At 62.5% G+C, this 26,206-nt stretch carries 24 protein-coding genes; 14 read left to right on the forward strand and 10 right to left on the reverse strand.

Annotation, left to right across the window (positions count from 1 at the left end):
- Positions 1 to 96: 96 nt before the first annotated feature.
- The 7 genes from LAC81_RS13830 to LAC81_RS13860 form a co-directional block, all read right to left on the reverse strand.
- Positions 97 to 1,581 (reverse strand): mannitol dehydrogenase family protein, encoded by a 1,485-nt coding sequence (locus LAC81_RS13830; RefSeq protein WP_223725260.1) that lies wholly within the window; start codon positions 1,579 to 1,581, stop codon positions 97 to 99.
- 40 nt (positions 1,582 to 1,621) lie between these two features.
- Entirely contained in the window at positions 1,622 to 2,395 is a 774-nt protein-coding gene (locus LAC81_RS13835) for an L-iditol 2-dehydrogenase (RefSeq protein ID WP_223725261.1), read from the reverse strand.
- Positions 2,392 to 3,396: an ABC transporter ATP-binding protein gene (locus tag LAC81_RS13840; protein WP_223725262.1), complete on the reverse strand. Its 1,005-nt coding sequence runs from the start codon at positions 3,394 to 3,396 to the stop codon at positions 2,392 to 2,394. The genes LAC81_RS13835 and LAC81_RS13840 overlap by 4 nt, the downstream gene beginning before the upstream one ends.
- A gap of 11 nt (positions 3,397 to 3,407) precedes the next feature.
- The gene (locus tag LAC81_RS13845) at positions 3,408 to 4,238 is read right to left on the reverse strand and encodes a carbohydrate ABC transporter permease (protein WP_223725263.1); all 831 of its coding nucleotides are present in this window, start codon (positions 4,236 to 4,238) and stop codon (positions 3,408 to 3,410) included.
- A gap of 5 nt (positions 4,239 to 4,243) precedes the next feature.
- Positions 4,244 to 5,116, reverse strand: a complete 873-nt coding sequence (locus LAC81_RS13850) for a carbohydrate ABC transporter permease (protein ID WP_104668038.1) — start codon at positions 5,114 to 5,116, stop codon at positions 4,244 to 4,246.
- A 162-nt stretch (positions 5,117 to 5,278) separates the two neighbouring features.
- Positions 5,279 to 6,589, reverse strand: a complete 1,311-nt coding sequence (locus tag LAC81_RS13855) for an ABC transporter substrate-binding protein (RefSeq protein ID WP_113535633.1) — start codon at positions 6,587 to 6,589, stop codon at positions 5,279 to 5,281.
- A gap of 198 nt (positions 6,590 to 6,787) precedes the next feature.
- Entirely contained in the window at positions 6,788 to 7,741 is a 954-nt protein-coding gene (locus LAC81_RS13860; RefSeq protein WP_223725264.1) for a sugar-binding transcriptional regulator, read from the reverse strand.
- A gap of 312 nt (positions 7,742 to 8,053) precedes the next feature.
- Here LAC81_RS13860 and LAC81_RS13865 point away from each other — a divergent pair, with 312 nt between their 5' ends.
- Together LAC81_RS13865 and preA are read left to right on the forward strand one after the other, a co-directional pair.
- Complete coding sequence (locus tag LAC81_RS13865; protein WP_223725265.1) at positions 8,054 to 9,415, forward strand: NAD(P)-dependent oxidoreductase; 1,362 nt, start codon at positions 8,054 to 8,056, stop codon at positions 9,413 to 9,415.
- A 20-nt stretch (positions 9,416 to 9,435) separates the two neighbouring features.
- The gene (gene preA, locus LAC81_RS13870; protein ID WP_223725266.1) at positions 9,436 to 10,749 is read left to right on the forward strand and encodes an NAD-dependent dihydropyrimidine dehydrogenase subunit PreA; all 1,314 of its coding nucleotides are present in this window, start codon (positions 9,436 to 9,438) and stop codon (positions 10,747 to 10,749) included.
- Between the two features lie 75 nt (positions 10,750 to 10,824).
- On the opposite strand, the gene LAC81_RS13875 is transcribed toward preA, so the two are convergent.
- Positions 10,825 to 11,847 (reverse strand): zinc-dependent alcohol dehydrogenase family protein, encoded by a 1,023-nt coding sequence (locus tag LAC81_RS13875; RefSeq protein WP_223725267.1) that lies wholly within the window; start codon positions 11,845 to 11,847, stop codon positions 10,825 to 10,827.
- A 105-nt stretch (positions 11,848 to 11,952) separates the two neighbouring features.
- On the opposite strand from LAC81_RS13875, the gene LAC81_RS13880 reads away from it, so the two are divergent.
- The 3 genes from LAC81_RS13880 (at position 11,953) to LAC81_RS13890 (ending at position 15,760) form a co-directional block, all read left to right on the forward strand.
- Positions 11,953 to 12,852 carry a LysR family transcriptional regulator gene (locus LAC81_RS13880; RefSeq protein ID WP_223725268.1) on the forward strand — a complete coding sequence of 300 codons (900 nt, stop codon included), beginning with the start codon at positions 11,953 to 11,955 and terminating at the stop codon, positions 12,850 to 12,852.
- Between the two features lie 262 nt (positions 12,853 to 13,114).
- The gene (locus tag LAC81_RS13885) at positions 13,115 to 14,791 is read left to right on the forward strand and encodes an adenylate/guanylate cyclase domain-containing protein (RefSeq protein WP_223725269.1); all 1,677 of its coding nucleotides are present in this window, start codon (positions 13,115 to 13,117) and stop codon (positions 14,789 to 14,791) included.
- A 39-nt stretch (positions 14,792 to 14,830) separates the two neighbouring features.
- Positions 14,831 to 15,760, forward strand: a complete 930-nt coding sequence (locus tag LAC81_RS13890) for a DMT family transporter (protein WP_223725270.1) — start codon at positions 14,831 to 14,833, stop codon at positions 15,758 to 15,760.
- A gap of 16 nt (positions 15,761 to 15,776) precedes the next feature.
- Here LAC81_RS13890 and LAC81_RS13895 read toward each other — a convergent pair whose 3' ends face one another.
- Positions 15,777 to 16,430 carry a TetR family transcriptional regulator C-terminal domain-containing protein gene (locus tag LAC81_RS13895; RefSeq protein WP_113535638.1) on the reverse strand — a complete coding sequence of 218 codons (654 nt, stop codon included), beginning with the start codon at positions 16,428 to 16,430 and terminating at the stop codon, positions 15,777 to 15,779.
- A gap of 282 nt (positions 16,431 to 16,712) precedes the next feature.
- Between LAC81_RS13895 and LAC81_RS13900 the strand changes: the two genes are divergently transcribed.
- Together LAC81_RS13900 and hydA are read left to right on the forward strand one after the other, a co-directional pair.
- Entirely contained in the window at positions 16,713 to 17,963 is a 1,251-nt protein-coding gene (locus LAC81_RS13900; RefSeq protein ID WP_223725271.1) for a Zn-dependent hydrolase, read from the forward strand.
- Between the two features lie 82 nt (positions 17,964 to 18,045).
- Entirely contained in the window at positions 18,046 to 19,500 is a 1,455-nt protein-coding gene (hydA, locus tag LAC81_RS13905; protein ID WP_223725272.1) for a dihydropyrimidinase, read from the forward strand.
- Positions 19,501 to 19,593: 93 nt separating this feature from the next.
- Here hydA and LAC81_RS13910 read toward each other — a convergent pair whose 3' ends face one another.
- Entirely contained in the window at positions 19,594 to 20,007 is a 414-nt protein-coding gene (locus LAC81_RS13910; RefSeq protein ID WP_113535641.1) for a cupin domain-containing protein, read from the reverse strand.
- 121 nt (positions 20,008 to 20,128) lie between these two features.
- On the opposite strand from LAC81_RS13910, the gene LAC81_RS13915 reads away from it, so the two are divergent.
- From LAC81_RS13915 to LAC81_RS13945, 7 genes are all read left to right on the forward strand, one after another.
- Positions 20,129 to 20,920, forward strand: a complete 792-nt coding sequence (locus LAC81_RS13915) for an ABC transporter ATP-binding protein (RefSeq protein ID WP_113535691.1) — start codon at positions 20,129 to 20,131, stop codon at positions 20,918 to 20,920.
- Positions 20,910 to 21,374, forward strand: coding sequence for a GNAT family N-acetyltransferase (locus LAC81_RS13920; RefSeq protein ID WP_223725273.1), 465 nt, complete (start codon positions 20,910 to 20,912; stop codon positions 21,372 to 21,374). Before LAC81_RS13915 ends, LAC81_RS13920 begins: the two co-directional genes overlap by 11 nt.
- Positions 21,371 to 21,706 (forward strand): hypothetical protein, encoded by a 336-nt coding sequence (locus tag LAC81_RS13925; RefSeq protein ID WP_223725274.1) that lies wholly within the window; start codon positions 21,371 to 21,373, stop codon positions 21,704 to 21,706. The genes LAC81_RS13920 and LAC81_RS13925 overlap by 4 nt, the downstream gene beginning before the upstream one ends.
- Before the next feature lie 2 nt (positions 21,707 to 21,708).
- Positions 21,709 to 22,593: an ABC transporter permease gene (locus tag LAC81_RS13930; protein WP_223725275.1), complete on the forward strand. Its 885-nt coding sequence runs from the start codon at positions 21,709 to 21,711 to the stop codon at positions 22,591 to 22,593.
- Positions 22,590 to 23,459, forward strand: coding sequence for an ABC transporter permease (locus LAC81_RS13935; RefSeq protein WP_223725276.1), 870 nt, complete (start codon positions 22,590 to 22,592; stop codon positions 23,457 to 23,459). The genes LAC81_RS13930 and LAC81_RS13935 overlap by 4 nt, the downstream gene beginning before the upstream one ends.
- A gap of 51 nt (positions 23,460 to 23,510) precedes the next feature.
- The gene (locus LAC81_RS13940) at positions 23,511 to 24,503 is read left to right on the forward strand and encodes an ABC transporter substrate-binding protein (protein WP_113535646.1); all 993 of its coding nucleotides are present in this window, start codon (positions 23,511 to 23,513) and stop codon (positions 24,501 to 24,503) included.
- Positions 24,504 to 25,021: 518 nt separating this feature from the next.
- Positions 25,022 to 26,203 (forward strand): efflux RND transporter periplasmic adaptor subunit, encoded by a 1,182-nt coding sequence (locus tag LAC81_RS13945; protein WP_223725277.1) that lies wholly within the window; start codon positions 25,022 to 25,024, stop codon positions 26,201 to 26,203.
- Positions 26,204 to 26,206 lie beyond the last annotated feature (3 nt).

The following is a 26,206-nucleotide window of genomic DNA, read 5'->3' on the forward strand; positions in this document are numbered from 1 at the left end:
CAGCGCCGCGCGTCTTTCAAGGGCGCACCAAGATCGCTGCAACACTTTGAATTGGCGCATAATTTCTGGCCCGGAGCCGCTTTCGACCCAGGGAAATTATGCGGTGAGCTTGTCGTCCAGATAAAGCTGGAGCGTAGCGCGCGTACCCTTTTCCCAGAGGGTTTTCAATGCATGGCTGAAACGGTGGCGGAAGTGGTCGGAGCGCGCGACGTCGCCGAAGATATCGCCGAGCGCCAGAAAGGCCATCGGATCGTCCTTGGCGGCAAGTGCGGCCTCGTTCAGCCGGTCGGCGCTCTGGTCGTTGAAGATGATCGCCTTGCCGCTGTCCGACGTACCCGCGAAATAGCGGCACCACAGCGCCGACACCAGCGAGAGACCCACGACATCCTCTCCGCGCGCCAGCCGGTCGGCGGTCGAAGGCAGGATGAATTTTGGCTGCCGGTTGGAGCCGTCCTGCGCCAGCCGCGGGATCGTGTCGCCGATCTTCGGATTGGAAAAGCGCGTCTCGATCAGCTCGTAGTAGTCGCCAAGATCGGTGTTCGGCACCGGCGGAATGACCGGAATGATCTCATCATGTTCCAGCTTGGCAAGGAAGGCCCGGATCAGCGGCTCCTCCATCGCCTCATGGACGAAATGGATGTCGAGCAAGGCGGCGGGATAGGCGATCGCCGCATGCCCGCCGTTGAGAATGCGGATTTTCATGTGCTCGTAGGGTGCGACGTCAGACACGAACTGGACCCCGACCTTCTCCAGCGCCGGGCGGCCAAGCGGGAAATGATCCTCAAGCACCCACTGCTTGAACTCCTCGCAGAATACCGGCCATGCGTCCTCGATGCCATATTCGTCGGCGACAATGCCGATCTCGCGCGCACCAGTCGCCGGGGTGATCCGGTCCACCATGCCGTTCGGGAAGGCGACATTGGCCTCGATCCAGTCGGCGAAGGCCGGGTCGAACAGACGGGCGAGCCCCGCGACCGCCGCGTGAGTGACTTCGCCATTGCCCGGTATGTTGTCGCAGGACATCACGGTGAAGGGCGGCACGTTCTTGTCGCGACGCGCCTTCAGGCCGGCGACGATCAGTCCGAACACCGTCTTCGGGGTCGCCGGGTTCTGCGCATCGGCAACAATATCAGGGTGGGTCGGGTTGAACACACCTGAAGCCGGATCGATGAAATAGCCGCCCTCGGTGATCGTTAACGAGACGATCCGGATTGCCGGATCGGTAAGCCGCGCAACGATCGCCGCGACATCGCCGGGTTCCAGATAGTCGATCATCGCGCCGGTGACATGGGCGCCGGTGCGGTTGTTGTCCTGCTCGACGACGGTCGTCAGGAAATCCTGCGCGGCGAGCTTGGCGCGCATCGTAGCGTCGGAGGGAAGCACACCGGCGCCGATGATGGCCCAGTCGCGATCATGACCCGCGTTGAAGAGATCGTCGAGATAGACGGCCTGATGCGCCCGGTGGAAGTTGCCGACGCCGAAGTGCACGATGCCGGCCGCCAATTGCGATCGGTCGTAGTTCGGCACCCCGGCTTTGGCCTTGATCGTGTCGAGGGCGGCAGTTGAGAGTTTGGTCGTCATGGTCCCGTATCCTTTCGAGGCTTCACCGGCTGGCGCAGGCTCAGCTCATCCAGTTGCCGCCGTCGACGTTGTAGGTCTGCGAGACGACGTAGTCGCTCTCGGCTGAAGCGAGAAAGATCGCCATCCCGGTCAGGTCCGCAGCCGTTCCCATGCGGCCGAAGGGCACTTCGGCACCGACCAGCTTCTTCTTCTCGCCGCGCGGGCGGTTTTCGTATTTGGCAAACAGCGCATCGACGCCGTCCCAGTGCTCGCCATCGACGACGCCGGGCGCGATCGCGTTGACGTTGATGCCGTGCTTGATGAGATTGAGCCCGGCAGACTGGGTGAGGCTGATGACCGCCGCCTTGGTGGCGCAATAGATGGCGACCAAGGCTTCGCCACGACGTCCGGCCTGGCTCGCCATGTTGATGATCTTGCCGCCCCGCCCTTGCGCGATCATCTGCTTTGCGGCCGCCTGCAGCGTGAACAAGGTGCCGGCCACATTGATCGAAAACAGCCGGTCGTAGCTGTCGCGAGTGATCTCGACGATCGGCGCAAGATCGAAGAGTGCGGCGTTGTTGACGAGGATGTCGAGGCCACCCGTTTCCTTGACGACCAAAGCGATTGCCGCATCGATCGAAGCCTGATTGGTGACGTCCATCTCGACCGCATAGGCGCCGGCACCGATCTCGGAGGCCGTCTGCCGCGCACGCTCGATGTTGATGTCGGCGATCGCGACCGTGGCGCCCTCGCCGATATAGGCTTCCGCGAAAGCACGACCGATCCCCCGCGCTGACCCTGTGATCAGCGCGCTCTTTCCTTCAAGCCGTTTCATCGAACCGCCAGCCCCTTGTCGTCGAACCTATGCACGCGCTGCGGATCGGGCGTCAGGAACACGCGATCGCCATGCGTCACGGCGAAATCACCGCTGACGCGCGCCGTCACCGTGCCGATGCCGTCATCGACATTGACATGCAGGAACGTATCGGAGCCGAGATGTTCGGCGACGCCGACCGTGCCCTGCCACGCGCCGCTGTCCTTGGAGAGTGCCAGATGCTCCGGTCGAATCCCCATCGTATGAGTCTGATAGGCGGAAGCCGCCGCACCGCTGACGAAATTCATGCGCGGCGAGCCGATGAAGCCGGCGACGAAGAGATTGTCCGGCTTGTGGTAAAGGTCGAGCGGTGAGCCCACCTGCTCGATACGGCCACGGTTCAGCACCACGATCTTGTCGGCCATGGTCATGGCTTCCACCTGGTCGTGGGTGACGTAGATCATCGTCGTCTTCAGATCCTGGTGCAGCTGGCTGATTTCCAGCCGCATGTTGACGCGCAGTGCCGCGTCGAGGTTCGACAGAGGCTCGTCGAAAAGGAACGCCTTCGGCTGGCGCACGATCGCCCGGCCAATCGCGACGCGCTGGCGCTGGCCGCCAGAAAGCTGCCGCGGCTTGCGGTCAAGATAGTCGGTGAGGTTCAGCACGCGGGCCGCATCCGTTACCTTCTTGTCGATGACGGCCTTGTCCTCGCCCGCCATCTTCAAGGGAAAGGCGATGTTGGAACGCACGCTCATATGCGGATAGAGCGCGTAGGACTGGAACACCATCGACAGACCCCGCTGCGCCGGCGGCAATTCGGTGGCATTCTTGCCGTCGATGACGATGTCACCGTCACTGACGTCTTCGAGGCCAGCGATCAGCCGCAGCAGCGTCGACTTCCCGCAACCGGACGGGCCGACGAAGACGACGAACTCGCCATTGTTGATGTCGAGGTCGATCGAGGGGATGACGGCATGGGCGCCGAAGACCTTCGAAACCTTGCTGAGTGTGATGCTTCCCATTGTCGTATCCCTTATTTGACCGCGCCGAAAGTGAGGCCGCGCACGAGCTGCTTCTGCGAGAACCAGCCGAGTATGAGGATGGGGGCGATCGCCATGGTCGAGGCGGCCGAGAGTTTGGCGTAGAACAGGCCTTCGGGGCTCGAATAGGAGGCGATGAAGGCCGTCAGCGGCGCTGCCTTGGCGGCGCTGAGGTTCAGTGTCCAGAACGCTTCGTTCCAGGCGAGGATGATGTTCAAGAGCAGCGTCGAGGCGATGCCGGGGATCGCCATCGGCGTCAGCACATAGATGATCTCCTTGGAGAGCGAGGCGCCGTCCATGCGCGCGGCCTCCAGGATCTCGCCGGGGATCTCCTTGAAGTAGGTGTAGAGCATCCAGATGATGATCGGCAGGTTGATCAGCGTCAGCACAATCACGAGGCCGGTGCGCGTATCGAGCAGGCCGGTGTTGCGGAACATCAGGTACATCGGCACCAGCACGCCGACCGACGGCATCATCTTGGTGGAGAGCATCCACATCAGCACGTCCTTGGTGCGCTTGGTCGGGGAGAACGCCATCGCCCAGGCGGACGGAATGGCAATGATGAGACCAATCAGCGTCGAGCCGAAGGAGATGACGACCGAGTTCATGAAGTGCAGGAAGTAATTCGAGCGGCTTTGCACCTCGTGATAGTTCTCCGTCGTCCAGTCGAAGAAGAACAGCGACGGCGGCGAAGCGATCGCTTCTGCCTCGGTCTTGAAGCTCGTCAGGAACGTCCAGAGGATCGGGAAGAAGATCAGGATGCCGATCGTCCAGGCGACGACGGTGACGACGATCTTTCTTTGGGTGGAGACGTTGCGTGCCATGGTTCTCAAGCCTCCAGCGTCTTGCCGATCATGCGCATCAGGAAGAATGCGACGATGTTGGCGAGGATGACCGCGATGATGCCGCCGGCCGAAGCACCGCCCACGTCGAACTGCAGCAGGGCCTGCGCGTAGACGAGGAAGGTCAGGTTGGTGCTCTGCGTGCCCGGGCCGCCATTGGTGGTGACCAGGATCTCGGCGAAGACCGAGAGCAGAAAGATCGTCTGGATCAGGATGACGACGGTGATCGCGCGTGAAAGATGCGGCAGCACCAGGTAGATGAAGCGGCTCCAGGCGCCGGCGCCGTCCATCTGCGCTGCTTCCTTCTGCTCCTCGTCGAGCGACTGCAGCGCCGTCAAGAGGATCAGCGTCGCAAAGGGCAACCATTGCCAGGCGACGATCAGGATCACCGACATCAACGGCGCATTGGCGAGGAAGTCGAAGGGCTGCAGCCCGAAAAGCTTGGCGATCCAGGCAAAGAGCCCGTTGACCGGGTTCATGAACATGTTCTTCCAGACGAGTGCCGCCACCGTCGGCATGATCAGGAAGGGTGCGATCACGAGGATGCGCACGATCCCCTGCCCGAACATCGGCTGGTCGAGCAAGAGCGCAAGCGCGATGCCGCCGACGACGGTGATGAACAACACGCCGAGCACGATTGCCAGCGTGTTGAAGATAGCCTGGAAGAAGGCGGGATCGGTCAGGAAGTACTTGTAGTTCGTGAAGCCGGCGAACTCTTCCATTCCCGGCATCAGGAGATTGTAGCGCAGGAACGAGAAGTAGATCGTCATGGCCAGGGGAACGATCATCCAGGCCAGAAGCAGAAGCACCGAAGGCGCGATCATCAGCCGCGCGGCGGAGCGTGTGTGCAAGGTCGCCATGGCGTCCCCCAAATGATGGAATTCAACGCTTGTTCGAGAGCTCGGACCGGGCGCGCGTGGGCTCGCCGCGCGCGCCGCGGAAATTCCTCCAGGAGAGCCGCCCGAAGGAGAATTACCGGGGCGCCGGCCATTTGCGGCCAGCACCCCGGGCCCTTGGGAGCCTCACTTGATGTAGCCGGCCTTGGTCATCTCACGCTCGGTGAGCTGCTGGGCGCTGGCAAGTGCCTGGTCGACGCTCATCTGGCCTGCAAGCGCTGCCGAGAACTGCTGGCCCACCGCCGTGCCGAGACCCTGGAATTCCGGGATCGCCACGAACTGCACACCGACATAGGGAACCGGCTTCACCGCCGGGTTCTTCGGGTCGGCCGCGTTGATCGAGTCGAGCGTCATCTTCGCGAACGGCGCCGCCTTCTGGTACTCGGGGTTGGCGTAGAGCGAGGTGCGCGTGCCCGGAGGTACGTTGGCCCAGCCTTCCTTGTCGGCGACGAGCTTCAGATAGTCCTTGCCGGTTGCCCAGGAGATGAACTTCTCGGCCGCGGCCACCTTCTGCGAACCCGCGGGGATCGCGAGGTTCCAGGCCCAGAGCCAGTTGCCGCGCTTGCCAAGCCCGGTGTCGGGAGCAAGCGCAAAACCGACCTTGTCGGCAACCGTCGATTCCTTCGGGTTGGTGACAAAGGACGCAGCCACGGTCGCATCGATCCACATGCCGCACTTGCCGGTCTGGAACAGCGACAGGTTCTCGTTGAAGCCGTTGGAGGAGGCGCCGGGCGGTCCGGCGTCGTTCATCAGCTTGACGTAGAAGTCGAGCGCGTTCTTCCACTCCGGCTGGTCGAACTGCGGCTTCCAGTTCTCGTCGAACCAGCGGGCGCCAAAGGCGTTCGCGGTCGCCGTCAGGAAGGCCATGTTCTCGCCCCAGCCGGCCTTGCCGCGCAGGCAGATGCCGTAGATTTCGGCGTTCTTGTCGGTGATCTTGCGCGCCGCGTCGGCAATGAAGTCCCAGGTCGGTGCGTCGGGCATCGTCAGCCCCGCCTTCTCGAACAGGTCCTTGCGGTACATCACCATCGAGCTTTCGCCGTAGAAGGGTGCTGCATAGAGCTTGCCGTCGATAGTGAGGCCCGAGCGGATCGCCGGCAGCAGGTCGTCGACATCGTAGTCGGCGCCAAGATTGTCGAGCGGCAGCAGCCAGCCCTGCTTCGCCCAGATCGGCACTTCATAGGTGCCGATCGTCATGATGTCGTACTGGCCGCCCTTGGTGGCGATATCGGTCGTCACGCGCTGGCGCAGCACGTTTTCCTCAAGCGTTACCCACTCGAGCTGAATGTCCGGATTCTTGGACGTGAAATCTTCCGTCAGCTTCTGCATCCGGATCATGTCGCCGTTGTTCACGGTCGCGATCGTCAGGGTTTCTGCTTGGGCCAGACCCGACAGTGCGACTGCCGAGCACGTGCCCAGCAGGAAAGTTCTCAAGTTCATCGACTTCCTCCCAGAAGAAATGAGCATTTGCTTCGCTCATGGGCAATTACTCACTTCCCGTGACAAAATGTCAATGTGCAATCGTTGCTGCGCTGCACACAGCAACATTAGAAGACTGTTTTGATTGCCGATTTTTTCGTTGCGCAAACGCGAAGGGCCGGCACGTCGGCCGGCCCTTTCAATCGTTTCGTATTGCGATCATGCGTTGAGCAGATAGCTCGCCGTCGCCTCATCGGTGATGAGACCGTTGATGATTCCGCCCTTCACGGCCGCCCTCAGGGCTTCATATTTGCGCCGGCCCTTGGCAAGGCCGATCACCGACGCCTTGTCCCGCGAGGGAAGCGGCACCGACGCGACGCGTTCGTTGAAGCTGCCGGATAACAGCGCGCCATCATGGTCGAACATCCAGCCGCAGATCTCGCCCGCCGCTCCGGCCCTGGTGAGGTCGGCCATCTCCTCCTGCGCCAGAAACCCGTCCTGGCAGAGTGGCGCATCGGGCCCGAGTTCGCCGACGCCAACGAAGGCGACATTGGCTTCGGCCCCGAGCTTCAGTGCCACCTGCACTAGGCTCTGGCTGTGCAGCACCTCCCGCTCCTCGGCCGAAGCGGCAAGCACCGGCAGCGGCATCGGAAAATGCCGGGCCTTGACCGCATCGGCCATGCTGAAGATGACGTTGTAGTAGGCCGCCGAGCCGTCGAGGCCGATATTGCCGGTGAGCGACACGATGCGGTGCTGCGGACATTCCATCGGCGGCAACTGGTCGACGGCTGCCTTCAATGTGCGGCCCGTGCCGATTGCCAGCACCTGCGGCTCCGGCGACTTCAGCCAGCGTTCGATCTCTGCCGCCCCTGCCTCGGCGATGCCGACGGTCGTCGAAGTCGAACCGGGATCGCTCGGCACCACCTCTACATGTTTCAGCCCGTATCTGTCGCGAAGACCGGCGGCCGCCTCCAGGCATGCGGCAATCGGATGGTCGAGCCGGACCTTGATCAGCCGCTCGGACATGGCGAGCGAAACCAGCCGCTGCGCCGACTGGCGCGAGATTCCCATGACCGTGGCAATTTCGTCCTGGGTGCGGCCGGCGACATAGTATAGCCAGCCAGCCCGGGCAGCATCGTCAAGCCTGTTGTTCGCCTCGCCCCTGCGCACCATCGCGGTTCTCCGTTCCCCCCGATCACGATACTTTTGGATCCTGTCGATCCAAAAGTATCGTGATCGATCCTCATAAGCAGAGCGGAGTGCGGGCGGAAAACCGCGCACACTTTTCCTCACCCCGCTCTGATTTGCTGCCACTATTTGCCCCACCCTGTCAAACAGCGACCAAGAACAAGGGCTTGGCATGTCTGGCGCAAAACCCCGGATCGCAAGGCTTTCCGGTCAATTCCACCTCAAACTTTTACCGTTTGATAAAAAAATAAAGCGTGTTACCGTTCCATCATCCTGAGAAAACATTGGGAGCCAAAAATGGGAACGACACAATCTGGGATCCTCGGCGGCCGCCTGCCGCTCGGGGAGTACGAGAGCAATTTTTCCGACCTCCATCCGCCGCTCGACAAGCACGAGGCCCTCGTCGCTTCCGATCGCTGTTATTTCTGTCATGACGCGCCGTGCATGACGGCCTGTCCCACCTCCATCGATATCCCGCTGTTCATTCGGCAGATATCGACGGGCAACCCGATCGGATCGGCCAAGACGATCTTCGATCAGAACATTCTCGGCGGCATGTGCGCCCGCGTCTGTCCCACCGAAACGCTCTGCGAACAGGCCTGCGTTCGCAACACCGCCGAGGAGCGCCCGGTCGAAATCGGCCGCCTGCAGCGCTATGCGACGGACGTGGCGATGAAGGAGAACAAGCAGTTCTACACCCGCGCCGCTTCCTCCGGCCGCAAGGTCGCCGTCGTCGGCGCCGGCCCGGCGGGACTCGCTGCGGCCCATCGGCTGGCCGTCAAGGGCCACGACGTCGTGATCTACGACGCCCGTCCGAAGTCGGGCGGCCTCAACGAATACGGCATCGCCGCCTACAAGTCGGTCGATGACTTCGCGCAGAAAGAAGTCGACTACGTGCTGGCGATCGGCGGCATCGAGGTGCGCAACGGCCAGGCACTCGGCCGCGATTTCAGCCTCTCCGACCTCTCGGAACAGTATGACGCCGTCTTCCTCGGCCTCGGCCTTGCCGGCGTCAACGCACTGCGCCTCGAAGGTGAAAATGCCGAAGGCGTTGACGACGCCGTCGACTTCATCGCTGCACTCCGCCAGTCCAAGACCAAGGCCGACATCCCGGTTGGTCGCCGCGTCGTCGTTCTCGGCGGCGGCATGACCGCCATCGACGCGGCCGTACAGGCGAAGCTCCTCGGCGCCGAAGAGGTAACGATCTGCTACCGCCGCGGCAAGGAGAACATGAACGCCTCCGAGTTCGAGCAGGATCTGGCAGCGTCCAAGGGCGTCACCATCCGCCACTGGCTGCAGCCGAAGCGCATTGCCGAGAAGGATGGCAAGGTCGCCGGCATCGAGCTGGAATACACGACGCTCGAAGACGGAAAGCTGACGGCGACGGGCGAAACGGGTATCATTGCCGCTGACCAGATCTTCAAGGCAATCGGCCAGAGCTTCCTCGGAAGCGGCCTCGGTGCCCTGAAACTCGAAGGCGGCCGTATCGTCGCCGACGCCGAAGGGCGAACCTCGATCGACAGCGTCTGGGCTGGCGGCGACTGCGTGCTTGGCGGCGAAGACCTCACGGTCTCGGCTGTCGCCATGGGTCGCGATGCGGCTGAATCGATCAACCGGGCCTTCGCTGCGGCAGCACCGCACGCGAGCGCAGTCGCCTAAAGGATCGGGAGGAGGAACCAATGGCTGATCTTCGCAATGACTTCGTCGGCATCAAATCCCCGAACCCGTTCTGGCTGGCATCCGCCCCGCCGACGGACAAGGCCTATAACGTCGAGCGCGCCTTCAAGGCGGGCTGGGGCGGCGTCGTCTGGAAGACGCTCGGTGAGGAAGGACCGCCGATCGTCAACGTCAACGGACCGCGCTATGGCGCGATCTGGGGCGCCGATCGCCGCCTGCTCGGGCTCAACAACATCGAGCTCATCACCGACCGCGACCTCTATGTGAACCTGCGCGAAATGAAGCAGGTGAAGATGAACTGGCCGGATCGCGCCCTGATCGCATCGATCATGGTGCCCTGCGAGGAAGAGGCATGGAAAGCGATCCTGCCGCTGGTAGAGGAAACCGGCGCCGACGGCATCGAGCTCAACTTCGGCTGTCCGCATGGCATGTCCGAGCGTGGCATGGGTGCTGCGGTCGGCCAGGTGCCGGAATACATCGAGATGGTCGTACGCTGGTGCAAGCAGTACACGCGCATGCCCGTCATCACCAAGCTGACGCCGAATATCACCGACATCCGCAAGCCAGCCCGCGCCGCCAAGGCCGGCGGCACCGACGCCGTGTCGCTGATCAACACGATCAACTCGATCGTTTCCGTCGATCTCGACAACTTCGCGCCGAACCCGACGGTCGGCGGCAAGGGCACACACGGCGGCTATTGCGGCCCGGCGGTCAAGCCGATCGCGCTCAACATGGTCGCCGAGATCGCTCGCGATCCGGAAACCTACGGCCTGCCGATCTCCGGCATCGGCGGCATCACCACCTGGCGCGATGCGGCCGAATTCCTGGCGCTCGGCGCCGGCAACGTTCAGGTCTGCACCGCGGCCATGACCTACGGCTTCAAGATCGTCCAGGAAATGATCACGGGCCTTTCCGACTGGATGGACGCCAAGGGCCACCGCAACCTCGACGACATCACCGGACGCGCGGTTCCGAACGTCACCGACTGGCAGTATCTGAACCTCAACTACATCGCCAAGGCGAAGATCGACCAGGATGCCTGCATCAAGTGCGGCCGCTGCCATATCGCCTGCGAGGACACCTCGCACCAGGCGATCACACAGTTCGTCAATGGCGTACGCCATTTCGAGGTGATGGAAGACGAATGCGTCGGCTGCAATCTCTGCGTCAACGTCTGTCCCGTCGAGAACTGCATCACCATGGAAGAACTGCCGGCCGGTACCATCGACCAGCGCACCGGCAAGCCGGTTGATCCGAACTATGCCAACTGGACGACGCATCCGAACAACCCGATGGCTCGCCAGGCCGCCGAATAAGGGCATCGAGCGGGTTCGCCCGCAACGCATCGAACGAAGCCGCCGGACCTCCAGCCGGCGGCTTCGTCGTTCATCTCAGAACTCGACGACCACCTTGCCGAACGGACCGCGGTCGAGATGCGCGAGCGCTTCCGGCAATTCGGAGAACCGGTAGCGGGCGTCGATCACCGGCTTGATCCCGGTCCTATCGATGGCGCCGACAAGATCTTCCAGCGCCCGGCGATGGGCGACACCGATGCCCTGGATGACAGGCGATTTTAGAAGAACCGGTGTCACCGGCGCAGAGATCTCGGCGCCCTCGAATACCCCGATGACCGAAATCCTCCCTTGCACGGCCACTGCCTGCAGCGACTTGCCGAGATTGGCGCCGCCGGCGAGTTCCAGGATGTGGTCGGCGCCGTGATCGCCGGTAATCTCGAGGACACGCTCCGCCCAATCTTCCGACACGCGGTTGATGCCGTGATCGGCGCCGAGCGCCCGCGCGCGCTCGAGCTTGTCCTGGCTGCTTGATGTCACGATGACTTCGGCGCCATGCGCCTTGGCGATCTGCAGGCCGAACAGCGAAACGCCGCCGGTGCCCTGCACCACGACACGGTCGCCGGCCTTCGGGTGCCCCCTCTCGACCAGCGCGAACCAGGCCGTTACCCCGGCACAGGGCAAGGTGCTCGCCTCGCCGTCGTCGAGGCTTTCAGGCGCCTTCACGAACCAGCCTTCGGGAAAGGCGACATATTGCGAAGCGACACCCGGATTGAGACCGCCGAGCGCCAATGAGGTGAGGTGCCGGGCCGTTCCAGGCTTCTGGCCGTCGATCCAGGTGGGATCGAAGACGGAAATCACCCGATCGCCCGGCTGAAAGCGGGTCACGCCGCGGCCGACCGCTTCGACCACGCCGGCCATGTCGGAGCCCGGCACGAACGGAAAGGAGAGCGGCATGCCCATGCCGTTTTCCAAGACCAGCTTGTCGCGGAAATTCAGCGACAGGGCGGTCGTGCGAACGAGCACCTCCCCCGGACCGGCCTCGGGAACGCGCCGCTCGGTGAGCTTCAGGTTGGAGGCACCGAACCTGTCGATGGTCCATTCCTTCATCAGTCTTGCCATGGTCATTCCTTTCATCGGTTTGATCTGATGAAGAAACCATAGCGTTGAAATTATCTCTCCAGTTGCGATATGATTTCGCCATATTGGTTCTCTGAAGGATACAAAATGAGCTACCTCAACGGTGTCTCTGTGTTCGTGGAAGCGGCCGATGCCGGCGGCTTTTCCGCCGCCGCCGAAAGGCTCAACCTGTCGCGCTCTGCGGTCGGCAAGACGGTTGCAAAGCTCGAACAGCGGCTGGGCGTTCGCCTTTTCCATCGCACCACCCGCACCCAGAGCCTGACTGACGAGGGCCAGCTCTTCTACGAAAACTGCCTGCGGGCGCTCGGCGAAATCCGGGCCGGCGAGGCCCTGCTGGAATCCGGCAAGCAGGAGATCCAGGGCCGCCTGCGCCTGTCGATGCCGGTGCATTTCGGTCGCAAGTGCATCATGCCGCTGCTGTCGGAACTGCTACGCACACACCCGCGCCTGGAGTTCGACCTCAATTTCAGTGACCGCAACGTCGATCTCGTCGAGGACGGCTTTGACCTTGCCATCCGCACCGGTCCGCTGCGCAGCGATCCGGAGCTGATGACGCGAAAGATCATCGATCAGCGCATGACCGTCTGCGCCTCCCCGGCCTATCTCGAAGAGAACGGCACGCCGGAAACGATCGATGACCTGATGTTCCATAGGGCGATCCTCTATCGGCGCAGCGGTCAGCCGCATGCGTGGTCCTTCCCGGGAAAGGGGGCACAGGTGCGAACCGTCACGCCTCCGTCGCGGCTGCGGCTCGACGACCTGACGTCGATCGCGGATGCCGCAGCCGACGGCTTCGGCATCGCCTGGCTGCCCTGCTGGCTCGTCCGCAACTGCATCGCCTCTGGCTCGTTGGTTCGGATTCTCGTCGATACGCCGGCGCTCTCCTACGGCACCTATGTCGTCTGGCCGAAAACCCAGTACATGCCGTCAAAGCTGCGTCTGCTCATCGACACACTTGCCGCACGCCTGCCACCGATGATGGAATGACACGGCCTTGCGTTGGATCGGCGGGCAAGAAGGCCGAAGCTGGTGGCCGAATCCCGCTGAATAACCTTCCCGGTCGATAACGAACAGGACACGAAAACGAAACAGATTGTGTAAAAATGGTAAGTTGTCGGCCCGCGCGATCTGGATGATAAGGGAGAACTCACACGGAGGTGCGTGACGTTCGATCAACGATCAGCGACGCATCTTCCGACGGTTTTGACACTGCGGCCGGACGAAGCTCCGGCAGAGCCGGACTTGTTGCTTGACGATCATTTCGGCCAACCGACGCAAGCGAATACACCTCGTCTCCGGGGCCATCCTCGGTTCGTTCGTGGTGGCCCATTTCTTCAACCATTCGCTCGGCCTCATCTCCATCGACGCGATGGAGACCGCCCGCAAGGGTTTCAATCTGATCTGGCACAGCGTCCCCGGCACGGTGCTGCTCTATGGCGCCCTGCTCCTGCATTTCACCATGGCGCTCGAAAGCATCTATCGTCGGCAGACGCTCAGAATGCCCGCGCGCGAAGCTCTAAAGATCATCTTCGGTCTCAGCCTGCCTTTCCTGCTGATCGGCCACGTCACCGCTGCCCGCGTCGAACCGCTGTTCACAGGCATCGATACCAATTATCCGGACATGCTGCGAATACTCTGGTCGAATTCGTTCAATGCGACCAGGCAATCGCTTGCCCTCTTGCTCGTCTGGGGTCACGGCTGCCTGGGCGCCTGGTTCTGGATGCGCGGCCGCCCCTGGTTCCCCCGCTACGAGATCCTGCTTTACACGGTTGCGATCCTCGTCCCGATTTTCGCACTGCTCGGCTTTGTTAACGGTGCCCGCTCGATGGAGGACGGCTACGCCGAACATGGCGGCTACGGCGACACGGCCTATCGGAAGCCGGCGGTCGATCTGACGCTCCTCGAAGATATCCGTCTCGGTCTCTATTTTGGTTTCGGCGGCCTGATCGCCGGCACCTTCCTGTTGCGAGCCATGCCGAAGGGCGGTCGCATTCGCGTCCGCTATCCCGATGGCCGCGTCGCGACCGTCAATCTCGGCTTCAGCGTGCTGGAAGCAAGCCGTGCGGCCGGTATCCCGCATGTCTCGGTCTGCGGCGGCCGTGGACGTTGCTCGACCTGTCGCGTGCGCGTCATCCAGGGACTGGAGGACCAACCTGCCCCCGAGGATGCGGAGCTTGCGACGCTTACCCGTATCGGAGCGCCCGACAATGTCCGCCTTGCCTGCCAGTTCCGTCCGGTCCACAACGTCACGGTCGTGCCGATCCTCGACAGCGACAGCCTCGGCATCAAGAAGCAGCTCGGGCGCGAGGGCGGCGAAGGCCGCGAACGGCGGATCGCCGTGCTCTTCTGCGATCTGCGCGGTTTCACCAGCATTGCCGAACACAAGCTGCCTTTCGACACCGTGTTCCTGCTCAACCGCTACTTCGAGATGGTCGGCGAAGCGGTCGAGGATTCCGGCGGCGTCATCGACAAGTTTATCGGCGATGGCGCACTTGCGATCTTCGGGCTCAAGAGCTCCTATACCGAGGCCTGCCGGCAGTCGCTGGCAGCCTCTGTGCGGATATCCAAGGGCATCGAGACGCTCAACCAGACCTTTCGCGGCGAGCTTGACGAGCCGTTGCGCATCGCCATGGGGCTGCACGCCGGCCCGGCCATCATCGGCGAGATCGGCTATGGTCAGGCGACGTCGCTGACGGCGGTCGGTGATACCATCAATACCGCAAGCCGCTTGGAAGGCCTCGCCAAGGAGCACGACGTGCAGCTCGCCGTTTCTACCGAACTCGTCAACCGGGCAGGCCTGGTGATCGAGGGGCACGAGCGGCTGGACATCAGCCTGCGCGGCCGGCAGGCGACGCTTGAAACCTGGATCGTCGAGGATGCCGCGCGCATCTCCGAGGCCTTGCAACCAATGCCGTCAAGCGCTTAGTTGTAGTTCCCTTCGCCCTCATACTTCCCGGAATCGTGAATGAAGCAGGACGTATCCCCGAAAACGGCCCATCAGGTTCACGCGAAAGGCATCGAGAAGCTGAGGGCGCATCTGGCGATGATGAGCTTTGCCGTCCTGATCGCTGGCTCCTTCTCCTTCGGCGGGCTTGCGACTCAGCACATGGGCGCAGGGCCTTTGACGCTTTGGCGCTACCTGCTGACCGTCGTCGTGCTCGGTCTCATGACCTTCGGCTATGCGCGGGTGCCCTTCCATTTTCCCAGGCAATGGTGGCGTTTCCTCATCCTTGGCGGCCTGATCGCAGTCTACATGCTGACGATGTTCAAGGCGCTGGAGTTCACCAATCCGGTCTCGACCGGCGCCGTTTTCACGCTGATGCCGCTGCTGAGCGCCGGCTTCGCCTATCTGCTGCTCGGCCAGCGCACACGCCCGGGCGTTCTTGCGGGTCTCATCATCGCCGCACTCGGCGCCGTCTGGGTGATCTTCCGCGCAAATATCCAGGCGATTCTTGCCTTCGATGTCGGTCAGGGCGAGCTGATCTTTTTCGTCGGCGTCATCTGTCACGCCGTCTATGTGCCGCTGATCCGCAAGTTCGGCCGCGACGAAAGCCCGTTCGCCTTCGGCTTCTGGGTTGCGGTCTTCACCGTGCCCTGGCTGCTGGTGCCCGGTGGCGTCGGCCTCGTCACCACCAACTTTGCAGCATTGCCGGCAATCGTGTGGATCGCCGTTCTCTATCTCGCCGTGGTCACCACGGCGATCACCTTCCTGCTGTTGCAATACGCCTCGATGCGCCTGCCGGCTTCGAAAGTGCTCGGCTACGGCTATCTGACGCCGACCTTCATCATCCTGCTGGAAGGCTTGCTCGGCCATGGCTGGACCAGCCTGCCGGTGCTTGCCGGCGCGCTCACCACTGCCTGCGGCCTGCTGTTGATGGCGCTGTTGCCAGATTGAAAATCAGAAGAGCGGCTCAGGCCGCCGGCTGCTCGCTCACCTGCAGCCCGTCGACGAAGAGCCGTTCGAGAAAGCGTGCCGCGTCTTCGAAGCGCCCGTCCCCGGCGTTGCCCTGGCCGAGCACGGCGCGCACCTGCACGTCGAAGTCGGCATAATGCTGGGTGGTCGACCAGATCGCGAAGATCAGGTGATAGGGGTCGCATTTGGCGATCTTGCCGGCCTTGGCCCAGCTGCGGATCACCTCGGCCTTCTCGTCGACCAGCGACTTCAAGGGTCCCTTGAGTTCGTCTTCGATATGCGGCGCGCCCTGCAGCACTTCGTTGGCGAAAAGCCGGCTTTCGCGTGGGTAGTCGCGGGCCATTTCCAGCTTGCGCCGGATATAGCTGCGTATCTCGGCAACCGGATTTCCCTCGGCATTGAATTCACGCAAGGGATCGAGCCAGGTATCGAGCACCCGGTCGATCAGCGCCCGGTGCATCGCTTCCTTGGTGCGGAAGTAATAGAGCAGATTGGGCTTCGACATGCCCGCCACTTCGGCGATCTGGTCGACGGTCGCGCCGCGAAAACCGTTGGCGGAAAAGACTTCGAGCGCGGCTTCCAGGATGCGCTCTTCCTTCTCCTCCTGGATGCGTGTCCGCCTCTGGGTCCTGGCCGCTCTCGGTAATACCATCTGTCCCCCTGGCGATGCCCGCGCGCTCGTCGCGCAGGAACCGGTCTGCCCAATTTCTGGCCTCGCCATCTTCTTGGGCAACAACTTCGTTTTTTTGTTTTTCCGGCTTGAGTGCCGCAACGGAAGTTGTAATGTTTACCAACCGGTCAAATTATCAGCCAGTTCACCGCCAAAGGCAACGGCTGATCGAAGGGCACCAGAAAAAACCAAGCCTGGATTTGACCACGGGAACATAAGGGCGCGCCGATCAAGGCAAAGCCCTGAAAAGATGAGGAGACCGCCGTGGCTGCACCTGGCGAGAACATGCGCGTCAATGCCGACCGCCTGTGGGATTCACTTATGGAGATGGCCAAGATCGGCCCTGGTGTCGCGGGTGGCAACAACCGCCAGACCCTGACCGACGAGGATGCCGAAGGGCGCCGGCTGTTCAAGTCCTGGTGCGATGAGGCCGGGCTTACCATGGGCGTCGACACCATGGGCAATATGTTCTTCACCCGGCCCGGCACCGATCCGGATGCGCTGCCCGTCTATATCGGTTCGCACCTCGATACCCAGCCGACCGGCGGCAAATATGACGGCGTGCTCGGCGTGCTCTCCGGCCTTGAGGTCGTGCGTTCGATGAACGACCTCGGCATCAAGACCAAGCACCCCATTGTCGTGACCAATTGGACCAATGAGGAAGGCGCGCGGTTCGCGCCGGCCATGCTCGCGTCGGGCGTCTTTGCCGGCGTGCACACCCAGGATTTCGCCTATGGCCGCAAGGACCCGGAAGGCAAGACCTTCGGCGACGAGTTGAAGCGCATCGGCTGGGTTGGCGACGAAGAGGTCGGCTCCCGCAAGATGCACGCCTATTTCGAATATCACATTGAGCAGGGCCCGATCCTCGAAGCCGAGGGCAAGGACATCGGCGTCGTTACGCACTGTCAGGGCCTGTGGTGGCTGGAGTTCACGCTGACCGGCCGCGAAGCCCATACGGGTTCGACCCCGATGAACATGCGCGTCAATGCCGGGCTTGCCATGGCCCGCATCCTGGAAATGGTCCAGGGCGTGGCGATGGAAAACCAACCAGGCGCCGTCGGCGGCGTCGGCCAGGTGTTCTTCTCGCCCAATTCCCGCAACGTGCTGCCGGGCAAGGTGGTCTTCACCGTCGACATCCGCTCGCCCGACAAGGCCAAGCTCGACCGCATGCGGGCGAAGATCGAGGCCGAGGCACCGAAGATCACCGAGGCGCTCGGCGTCGGCTGTTCCATCGAGGCGATCGGCCACTTCGAGCCGGTGACCTTCGACCCGAAGCTGGTGAGCTCCGTGCGCAATGCCGCCGAGCATCTCGGCTATAGCCACATGAACATTATTTCCGGCGCCGGCCATGATGCCTGCTGGGCCGCCAAGGTGGCGCCGACGACAATGATCATGTGCCCCTGCGTTGGTGGTCTCAGCCACAACGAGGCGGAGGACATCTCCAGGGAGTGGGCCAGCGCTGGCGCCGACGTCCTCTTCCACGCCGTCGTAGAAACGGCAGAAATCGTCGAATGAGTTTGCGGGCGGGACGAAAGTTCCGCCCTTTTTCGTGGCGGTTGCCTGGCCGCCGGAAGCGCAATCGCGAGGATCAAGAACCATGAGCACTGTCATCAAGGGTGGAACCATTGTCACGGCCGACCTGACCTATAAGGCGGACGTGAAGATCGAGGGCGGCAAGATCGTCGAAATTGGCCCTAATCTTGCGGCCGACGAGACGTTGGATGCGAGCGGCTGTTACATCATGCCGGGCGGCATTGACCCGCATACGCATCTCGAAATGCCCTTCATGGGCACCTATTCCTCCGACGATTTCGAAAGCGGCACGCGAGCGGCCCTTGCCGGCGGCACGACCATGGTGGTCGATTTCGCGCTTCCCTCCCCCAACCAGTCGCTGCTCGAAGCGCTGACCATGTGGGACAACAAGTCGACCCGCGCCAATTGCGACTATTCCTTCCACATGGCGATCACCTGGTGGAGCGAGCAGGTCTTCAACGAGATGGATACCATCGTTCGGGACAAGGGCATCAACACATTCAAGCACTTCATGGCCTATAAGGGCGCGCTGATGGTGGATGACGACGAGATGTTCTCGTCCTTCCAGCGTTGCGCCGCCCTTGGCGCGTTACCGCTGGTGCATGCCGAAAACGGCGACGTCGTCGCCCAGCTGCAGGCAAAGCTGCTCGCCGAAGGCAACAACGGTCCGGAAGCACATGCCTATTCGCGTCCGGCCGAAGTCGAGGGCGAGGCGACCAACCGCGCGATCATGATCGCGGACATGGCGGGCTGCCCGGTCTACATCGTTCACACCTCCTGCGAACAGGCGCATGAAGCGATCCGCCGCGCCCGCTCCAAGGGCATGCGCGTCTTCGGCGAACCGCTGATCCAGCACCTGACGCTCGACGAAACCGAATATTTCAACAAGGACTGGGACCATGCGGCCCGCCGCGTGATGTCGCCCCCCTTCCGCAACAAGCTGCATCAGGATTCACTCTGGGCCGGCCTTGCCTCCGGCTCGCTGCAGGTGGTGGCGACCGACCATTGCGCCTTCACGAGCGAACAGAAACGCTTCGGCGTCGGCGACTTCACCAAGATCCCGAACGGCACAGGCGGCCTCGAAGACCGCATGCCGATGCTGTGGACCCACGGCGTCAACACTGGCCGCATCACCATGAACGAGTTCGTGGCGGTGACCTCGACCAACATCGCCAAGATCCTCAACATCTACCCGAAGAAGGGCGCGATCCTCGTCGGCGCCGATGCCGACCTCGTCGTCTGGGATCCCAAGCGCACGAAGACGATTTCCGCCAAGAGCCAACAGTCGGCGATCGACTACAACGTCTTCGAGGGCAAGGAGGTCAAGGGCCTGCCGCGCTACACGTTGAGCCGCGGCGTTGTCGCGATCGAGGAAAGCACGATCAAGACCCGCGAGGGCCACGGCGAATTCGTCCGCCGCGATCCCTTCCCCGCCGTCAGTTCCGCTCTTTCGACCTGGAAGGAAGTGACAGCACCCCGCGCCGTCCAGCGCACCGGCATTCCGGCCACGGGCGTCTGAGGGCTCATGTTTCGCGGCTTGCATTTCTTCGCGCCGCTCTGTCCCACCGGACATGTCCCGCCACATTGGCGGGACGCTTCGGCCTGGGATCCGTCAGGCGGGCACGAGTGCGTCGAGCTCGGGCAGGAGCACGAGGCTTTCGCGTTGGTTCGGATCGGTCCGCGCGATGACCGCCGAACAGGGCTCGCTCGACCGGTTCTCCGGAAGGTGCGGCATGCCCGCGGGGATGTAGACCATCTCGCCGGCCTTAGCGATGACGTGATCCTCAAGTCGCGCGCCGAACCAGGTCCAGGCCTCGCCCGAAAGCACGTAGATCGCCGTCTCGTGGCTCTCGTGCAGGTGCGCCTTGGCACGTGCGCCCGGCGGGATCGTGACGATATGCATGCAGAGCCCCGTCGCCCCGACGGTCTCCGCCGCGATGCCTTCGAAATAGTTGAGCCCCTGCTGGCCGGCCGTCACGCCATCAGGACGAACCACGCGACAGCCCGGATTGGATGATCGAGACATGAGCGTTCTCCAGAATTCCCTGAAAAACCAGCAACAAACGGCTCCGCACCCAAATCCGCGATTGCATGTTGCCGGTCCGGATAGCAGTCTGACACAGACCAGCCAGAATGAGTATTCGCCGATGACGTCCAATACCGCATCCGTGGTTTCGGCCCGGGACCTCTGCCTGACCTTCGAAACTGCCGATGGACCGGTTCACGCGTTGACCGGCGTCAATCTCGACGTCGCCAAGGGCGATTTCGTTTCCTTCATCGGTCCGTCCGGCTGCGGCAAGACGACCTTCTTGCGCGTGATCGCCGATCTCGAAAGGGCGACCTCCGGCAAGATCAACGTCAACGGCATGACGCCTGAGGAAGCACGCAAGCAACGGGCGTACGGCTACGTGTTCCAGGCGGCCGCGCTCTATCCCTGGCGCACCATTGAAAACAACATCGCCCTGCCGCTGGAGATCATGGGCTATTCGAAGGAAGAGAAGAAGGCGCGGATCGAGCGCACGCTCGACCTCGTCAACCTCACCGGCTTCGGCAAGAAGTACCCCTGGCAGCTCTCAGGCGGCATGCAGCAGCGCGCCTCGATCGCCCGTGCACTCGCCTTCGACGCCGATCTGCTTTTGATGGACGAGCCCTTCGGTGCGCTTGACGAGATCGTCCGCGACCACCTGAACGAACAGCTCCTGAAGCTCTGGGCCCGCACCAACAAAACGATCTGTTTCGTCACCCATTCGATCCCCGAGGCGGTCTATCTCTCCACCAAGATCGTGGTGATGAGTCCGCGCCCCGGCCGCGTCACCGACGTGATCGAATCGCCGCTGCCGCGCGAACGCCCGCTTGGCATTCGCGAAACGCCGGAGTTCCTGGAAATCGCCCATCGCGTCCGCGAAGGCCTGCGTGCAGGACACAGCTATGACGAATAGCATCGGCATCCGCCGGGCCGAACGGGACGACATGGCCGCCTGCGCCGGCATCCTCAATCGCTGGATCGACGCGACGCCCTGGATGCCACGCGTCCACGACCATGCCGATGTGGAGCGCCACTACGCCGAAACCGTCTTTGCCGAACGCACCGTATTCTTGGCGGAGGAGGATGGCGAGATCGCCGGCTTCCTGTCCCTCTCCGACGACCACCACGTCACTGCGCTCTATATCGACAAGCGGCACCGCGGCGCCGGCATTGGCGCCCGTCTGATCGCCACCGCCAAGGCGATATCACCGAACGAATTGAGCCTGTGGACCTTCGAACACAACCGTGATGCCCAGCGCTTTTACGAGCATCAGGGCTTCGAAGCGGTACGACGGACCGACGGCGACAACGAGGAGCAACTGCCGGATATCCTCTATCGCTGGCGCGGCGAGGAGGTCCGGGTATGAACCTTGCCTTTGGCCTCTGGATGCTTTTGGCGACGACGATTTTCCTTGGCGGCGCCACTGCCTCGCGCGCCTATGTCTCCAACAATCACCTCGGCATGCTCTTCCTGGCACTCGGGCTCTACGTGATCGGCAACATCATCATGGTGAAGCTCATGCGCGAAGGCGGCCTCGGCCTTGCCATCTCGCTTTCGGCGATCGTGCAGCTCGTGATGGTCAATGTCATTGCCTTCACGGTGTTCGGCGAACGATTGAGCCTCACACAGGCCGCCGGCGTGCTTCTCGGCATCGTCGCCATGGGCCTGATGTTGTTCCCCGCAAGCGGAAAGGCGTGACGATGCAGGAACCAAGTTTCATCAGGGACAAATTGGTGCCGGTCGGCACCGTCGTCCTGCTGCTGATCGCCATCTGGTATGTCGCGGTCGTCTTCCTCAACGCGCCCTTCGAGCGCGATACGGCGGCGCGCGCCGGCACCGAGATCAGCTTCTCCGACATAATGCGGAACACCATGGCGCAGGAGCGCCCGGTGCTGCCGGCGCCGCATCAGGTGATCGCCGAGATCTGGGATACTACCTTCAACAAGGCGATCACCTCAAAACGCAGCCTTGTCTATCACGCCTGGGTCACGCTTTCGGCGACCTTGCTCGGCTTCGGCATCGGCGCGGCACTCGGTATCCTGCTTGCGGTCGGCATCGTGCACAACCGCGCCATGGACCGCTCGCTGATGCCCTGGGTGATCGCCAGCCAGACGATCCCGATCCTCGCGGTCGCACCGATGATCATCGTCGTCCTCAATGCAGTAGGCATCTCCGGTCTGCTGCCGAAGGCGCTGATCTCCACCTACCTGTCGTTCTTCCCCGTGGTCGTCGGCATGGTAAAGGGGCTGCGCAGTCCCGAGACGATCCAGCTCGATCTGATGCACACCTATAACGCTTCGTCGGCACAGACCTTTTGGAAACTCCGCTGGCCTTCGTCGATGCCCTATCTCTTCACCTCGCTGAAGGTCGCCGTCGCCATCTCGCTGGTCGGCGCAATCGTTGGCGAACTGCCGACCGGCGCCGTCGCGGGCCTCGGTGCCCGCCTGCTCGCCGGCTCCTACTACGGTCAGACGGTGCAGATCTGGGCGGCACTGTTCATGGCGGCGGCCCTCGCTGCAATCCTCGTCATGATCGTCGGCTTCGCCCACACGGCCGTCCTGAAGCGCATGGGAGCCAAGCCATGAACCTTCCCATCCTCGCGGCCGCGATCGTCTTCTGGCTCGCCGCCTGGGCCCTCAACGAATGGCTGGTGCGCCAGAACTTTGAGAGCCCCGCCGCCCGAAGCGCCGCGCATTTTGTCGTGCCGCTGATCTTCGGCATCACCATCCTGGTCCTCTGGGAAGGCATCGTGCGGGGTTTCTCCGTGCCATCCGTGCTGCTGCCGGCCCCCTCGATGATCTGGCACAAGCTGATCAACTCTCTGCCGACGCTCGGCGCCGATTTCCGCCAGACCTTCCTGAAGGCGGTCCTGATCGGTTATGCCCTCGGTTGCGGTCTCGGCTTCGCCGTCGCGATCCTCATCGACCGGTCGCCCTTCCTGCAGAAAGGCCTGCTGCCGCTCGGCAACTTCGTCTCCGCCCTCCCCGTCATCGGCGTCGCTCCGATCATGGTGATGTGGTTCGGCTTCGACTGGCAGTCGAAGGTCGCCGTCGTCGTCATCATGACCTTCTTCCCGATGCTGGTGAATACGGTCGCCGGCCTTGCTGCCGCCAGCCACATGGAGCGCGACCTAATGCGCACCTATGCCGCATCCTGGTGGCAGACCCTCGTCAAGCTGCGCCTACCGGCCGCCTGGCCGTTCATCTTCAACGCACTCAAGATCAATTCGACGCTGGCGTTGATCGGTGCCATCGTCGCCGAGTTCTTCGGGACCCCCATCGTCGGCATGGGGTTCCGGATTTCCACGGAAGTGGGACGCATGAATGTCGACATGGTCTGGGCCGAGATCGCCGTTGCGGCGGTCGCCGGTTCTGCCTTCTACGGGGTGGTCGCACTCGTCGAGCGTGCTGTCACCTTCTGGCATCCTTCCATCCGCGGAGGGCGCGCCTGAGCCTGCTTAAAGAACTTAAATAAAATGAAGTAAAAACAAGAGGGAACTGACATGAACAAAAGACTCGCATCGCTTCTCGCCGCAGGCGTCTTTTCGCTCGCAGCGTTCCAGGCCGAGGCCGCCGACAAGGTGACGCTGCAGCTGAAATGGGTAACCCAGGCACAGTTCGCAGGCTATTACGTCGCCAAGGACAAGGGCTTCTACGAAGAGGAAGGCCTTGACGTCGACATCAAGCCCGGCGGTCCGGATATCGCCCCCGCACAGGTGATCGCCGGCGGCGGCGCAGATGTGATCGTCGACTGGATGCCTTCAGCGCTTGCCACCCGCGAGAAGGGCGTACCGCTCGTCAACATCGCCCAGCCCTTCAAGAAATCCGGCATGATGCTGACCTGCCTCAAGGAAACCGGCGTTACCAGCCCCGACAAGTTCAAGGGCCAGACCCTCGGCGTCTGGTTCTTCGGCAACGAGTATCCGTTCCTCTCCTGGATGTCGCACCTGAAAATCCCGACCGATGGCGGCCCGAACGGTGTCACCGTCCTGAAGCAGGGCTTCAACGTCGACCCGCTGATCCAGAAGCAGGCCGCCTGCATCTCGACCATGACCTATAACGAGTACTGGCAGGTGATCGACGCCGGCATCAAGCCGGACGACCTCGTCACCTTCAAGTATGAAGATCAAGGCGTCGCGACCCTCGAAGACGGCCTCTACGTGCTCCAAGACAAGCTCAAGGACGCCGCCTTCAAGGAGAAGATGGTCAAGTTCGTGCGCGCCTCGATGAAGGGCTGGAAGTACGCCGAGCAGAACCCGGATGAAGCCGCGGATATCGTTCTTGAAAACGACTCCACCGGTGCACAGACGGAAAAGCACCAGAAGCGCATGATGGGCGAAGTGGCGAAGTTGACCTCCGGCTCGAATGGCGCGCTGGACGAAGCCGACTACAAGCGCACGGTACAGTCCCTGCTTGCAGGCGGTTCCGATCCCGTGATCTCCAAGGAGCCGGAAGGCGCCTGGACCCACGAAATCACGGACGCCGCGCTGAAGTAGACGGTAGCCAAAACGTCAAAAGAGGGCCGCATGATCGTGCGGCCCTCTTCCGTTTTCTTAGCGGCCGTTCGCATCCGCCAAGTTGCCGCCGGGTACCGGGCGTGGGGGTGGTAACGCAGCTGGCAACGGCGCTACCTTTGCTCGCCATTGTCAAGATCGTGTCAAGATCGCAACCATAACCGCAGAACAGGCTGAATATTGAGGCACCATTGCTTCGTGCACTCTTGTAAGCGTCCAAAGCCGAGATTACATAGGCCCGGATGTTTGTTGGAGGCAGGCATGGCGGAGGACACCCTTTTCCCGATGCATTGCCTGCGGTAACCGGTCCCAGTTCCGCCCGCGTCTACGGTCTGATACCGTGCACGCGGAGCGCGAAATGCGGAGAAGCGCAGTCTCCTGTCCCTGTGCAATCCGCCGGGGCGCGATGTCGGCGTGATAAAATCGCCTGATTGCCCGTGGATCCTGCCTCGAGCGGTGATCCGCTCGATATTGTTTCCATTGCCGGGACTGTAAAGCCGATGGCTCAAAAAGTATTGCCTGTTCTCAGCGTGTGCGCTGCGATGACCTTTGGTTCGCTTTCACCGGCCAGGGCCGAGGACGCGGCGCAACCGAAGCCGGCGCTCCCCTCCATCGTCGTGACCACGGCGGTCGACCAATCGATCAGCGACCGCGTTGTTGCGACCGGAACCATACAGGCGGTGGAACAGGTCTATGTCGCCCCGATGGTCGACGGTCTTTCGATCCGCACACTCAATGTCGATGTCGGCGACAGGGTCGAAGCCGGCAGCGTGCTCGTGGTCCTCAACGACGACGCGCTTCGCCTGCAGAAGAGCGAACTCGAAGCGTCGCTTGCCAAGGCAGAAGCCGGGCTTGCGCAGTTGAACGCACAGCTCAGCGAAACCAAGGCCAACAACGATGAAGCCAAGCGCGTCAGCGAACGTGCCGCCGAACTCTCCAAGAACGGCACCGTTTCGACGGCCGAAGCCGACCGGGTCCGCGCGCTCGCCATCGCGACGCAGGCGCGCGTCCTGTCTGCCGAGCAGGCCGTCGCCGTTGCCAATGCCGACATCAAGGTAGCCGAAGCGCAGATCGACGACATCGATCTTCGCCTCGCCCGCACCTCGGTCAAGGCCCCTGTCAGCGGTGTCATCTCGGCCAAGAACGCCAAGGTCGGCGCAATCGCCACCGGCAATAGCGAGCCGCTCTTCGCCATGATCCGCGATGGCGCGATCGAGATGAAGGCAGACGTCGCGGAAGCCGATATCATCAAGCTCGCGGTCGGCCAGCCGGCTATCGTGACGCTCGCTGGCGGCAACACCAAGGTCGAGGGCACGATCCGTCTGATCGCCCCGACGGTCGATCCCATCAGCCGCCTCGGCACCGTCTTCATCAGCCTGGCGGATACCGAGAAGGCACGCGCCGGCATGTATGCAAGCGCGCTGATCACCGCCGAACAGAAGCAGACGGTGGTTCTGCCGCAAACGGCCGTTACCAATGAGAACGGCCGCACCATTGTTCGCAAGGTCGAAAACGGCGTCATCCGCATCCTGCCGGTCAAGACAGGGATTTCCGACGGCAAGTTCATCGAGGTTCTCGATGGCTTGAAGGCCGGAGAGGAGGTCGTGGCCCGGGCCGGCGCCTATGTACGCGACGGCGACCACATCAACCCCGTCAAATCAGCGCAACCCGCGACCAACTGACAG

Origin of the sequence: Ensifer adhaerens, from assembly GCF_020035535.1 — a bacterium.
Classification (GTDB): Bacteria; Pseudomonadota; Alphaproteobacteria; order Rhizobiales; family Rhizobiaceae; genus Ensifer.

Coding starts and splice junctions, on each gene's coding strand:
- LAC81_RS13890 (WP_223725270.1), top strand. CDS start 14,831: ATGAAGCAGGACGTATCCCCGAAAACGGCCCATCAGGTTCACGCGAAA.
- LAC81_RS13865 (WP_223725265.1), top strand. CDS start 8,054: ATGGGAACGACACAATCTGGGATCCTCGGCGGCCGCCTGCCGCTCGGG.
- LAC81_RS13855 (WP_113535633.1), bottom strand. CDS start 6,589: ATGAACTTGAGAACTTTCCTGCTGGGCACGTGCTCGGCAGTCGCACTG.
- LAC81_RS13930 (WP_223725275.1), top strand. CDS start 21,709: ATGCAGGAACCAAGTTTCATCAGGGACAAATTGGTGCCGGTCGGCACC.
- LAC81_RS13840 (WP_223725262.1), bottom strand. CDS start 3,396: ATGGGAAGCATCACACTCAGCAAGGTTTCGAAGGTCTTCGGCGCCCAT.
- hydA (WP_223725272.1), top strand. CDS start 18,046: ATGAGCACTGTCATCAAGGGTGGAACCATTGTCACGGCCGACCTGACC.
- LAC81_RS13880 (WP_223725268.1), top strand. CDS start 11,953: ATGAGCTACCTCAACGGTGTCTCTGTGTTCGTGGAAGCGGCCGATGCC.
- LAC81_RS13920 (WP_223725273.1), top strand. CDS start 20,910: ATGACGAATAGCATCGGCATCCGCCGGGCCGAACGGGACGACATGGCC.
- preA (WP_223725266.1), top strand. CDS start 9,436: ATGGCTGATCTTCGCAATGACTTCGTCGGCATCAAATCCCCGAACCCG.
- LAC81_RS13830 (WP_223725260.1), bottom strand. CDS start 1,581: ATGACGACCAAACTCTCAACTGCCGCCCTCGACACGATCAAGGCCAAA.
- LAC81_RS13860 (WP_223725264.1), bottom strand. CDS start 7,741: ATGGTGCGCAGGGGCGAGGCGAACAACAGGCTTGACGATGCTGCCCGG.
- LAC81_RS13940 (WP_113535646.1), top strand. CDS start 23,511: ATGAACAAAAGACTCGCATCGCTTCTCGCCGCAGGCGTCTTTTCGCTC.
- LAC81_RS13945 (WP_223725277.1), top strand. CDS start 25,022: ATGGCTCAAAAAGTATTGCCTGTTCTCAGCGTGTGCGCTGCGATGACC.
- LAC81_RS13875 (WP_223725267.1), bottom strand. CDS start 11,847: ATGGCAAGACTGATGAAGGAATGGACCATCGACAGGTTCGGTGCCTCC.
- LAC81_RS13895 (WP_113535638.1), bottom strand. CDS start 16,430: ATGGTATTACCGAGAGCGGCCAGGACCCAGAGGCGGACACGCATCCAG.
- LAC81_RS13845 (WP_223725263.1), bottom strand. CDS start 4,238: ATGGCACGCAACGTCTCCACCCAAAGAAAGATCGTCGTCACCGTCGTC.
- LAC81_RS13910 (WP_113535641.1), bottom strand. CDS start 20,007: ATGTCTCGATCATCCAATCCGGGCTGTCGCGTGGTTCGTCCTGATGGC.
- LAC81_RS13915 (WP_113535691.1), top strand. CDS start 20,129: ATGACGTCCAATACCGCATCCGTGGTTTCGGCCCGGGACCTCTGCCTG.
- LAC81_RS13835 (WP_223725261.1), bottom strand. CDS start 2,395: ATGAAACGGCTTGAAGGAAAGAGCGCGCTGATCACAGGGTCAGCGCGG.
- LAC81_RS13935 (WP_223725276.1), top strand. CDS start 22,590: ATGAACCTTCCCATCCTCGCGGCCGCGATCGTCTTCTGGCTCGCCGCC.
- LAC81_RS13925 (WP_223725274.1), top strand. CDS start 21,371: ATGAACCTTGCCTTTGGCCTCTGGATGCTTTTGGCGACGACGATTTTC.
- LAC81_RS13850 (WP_104668038.1), bottom strand. CDS start 5,116: ATGGCGACCTTGCACACACGCTCCGCCGCGCGGCTGATGATCGCGCCT.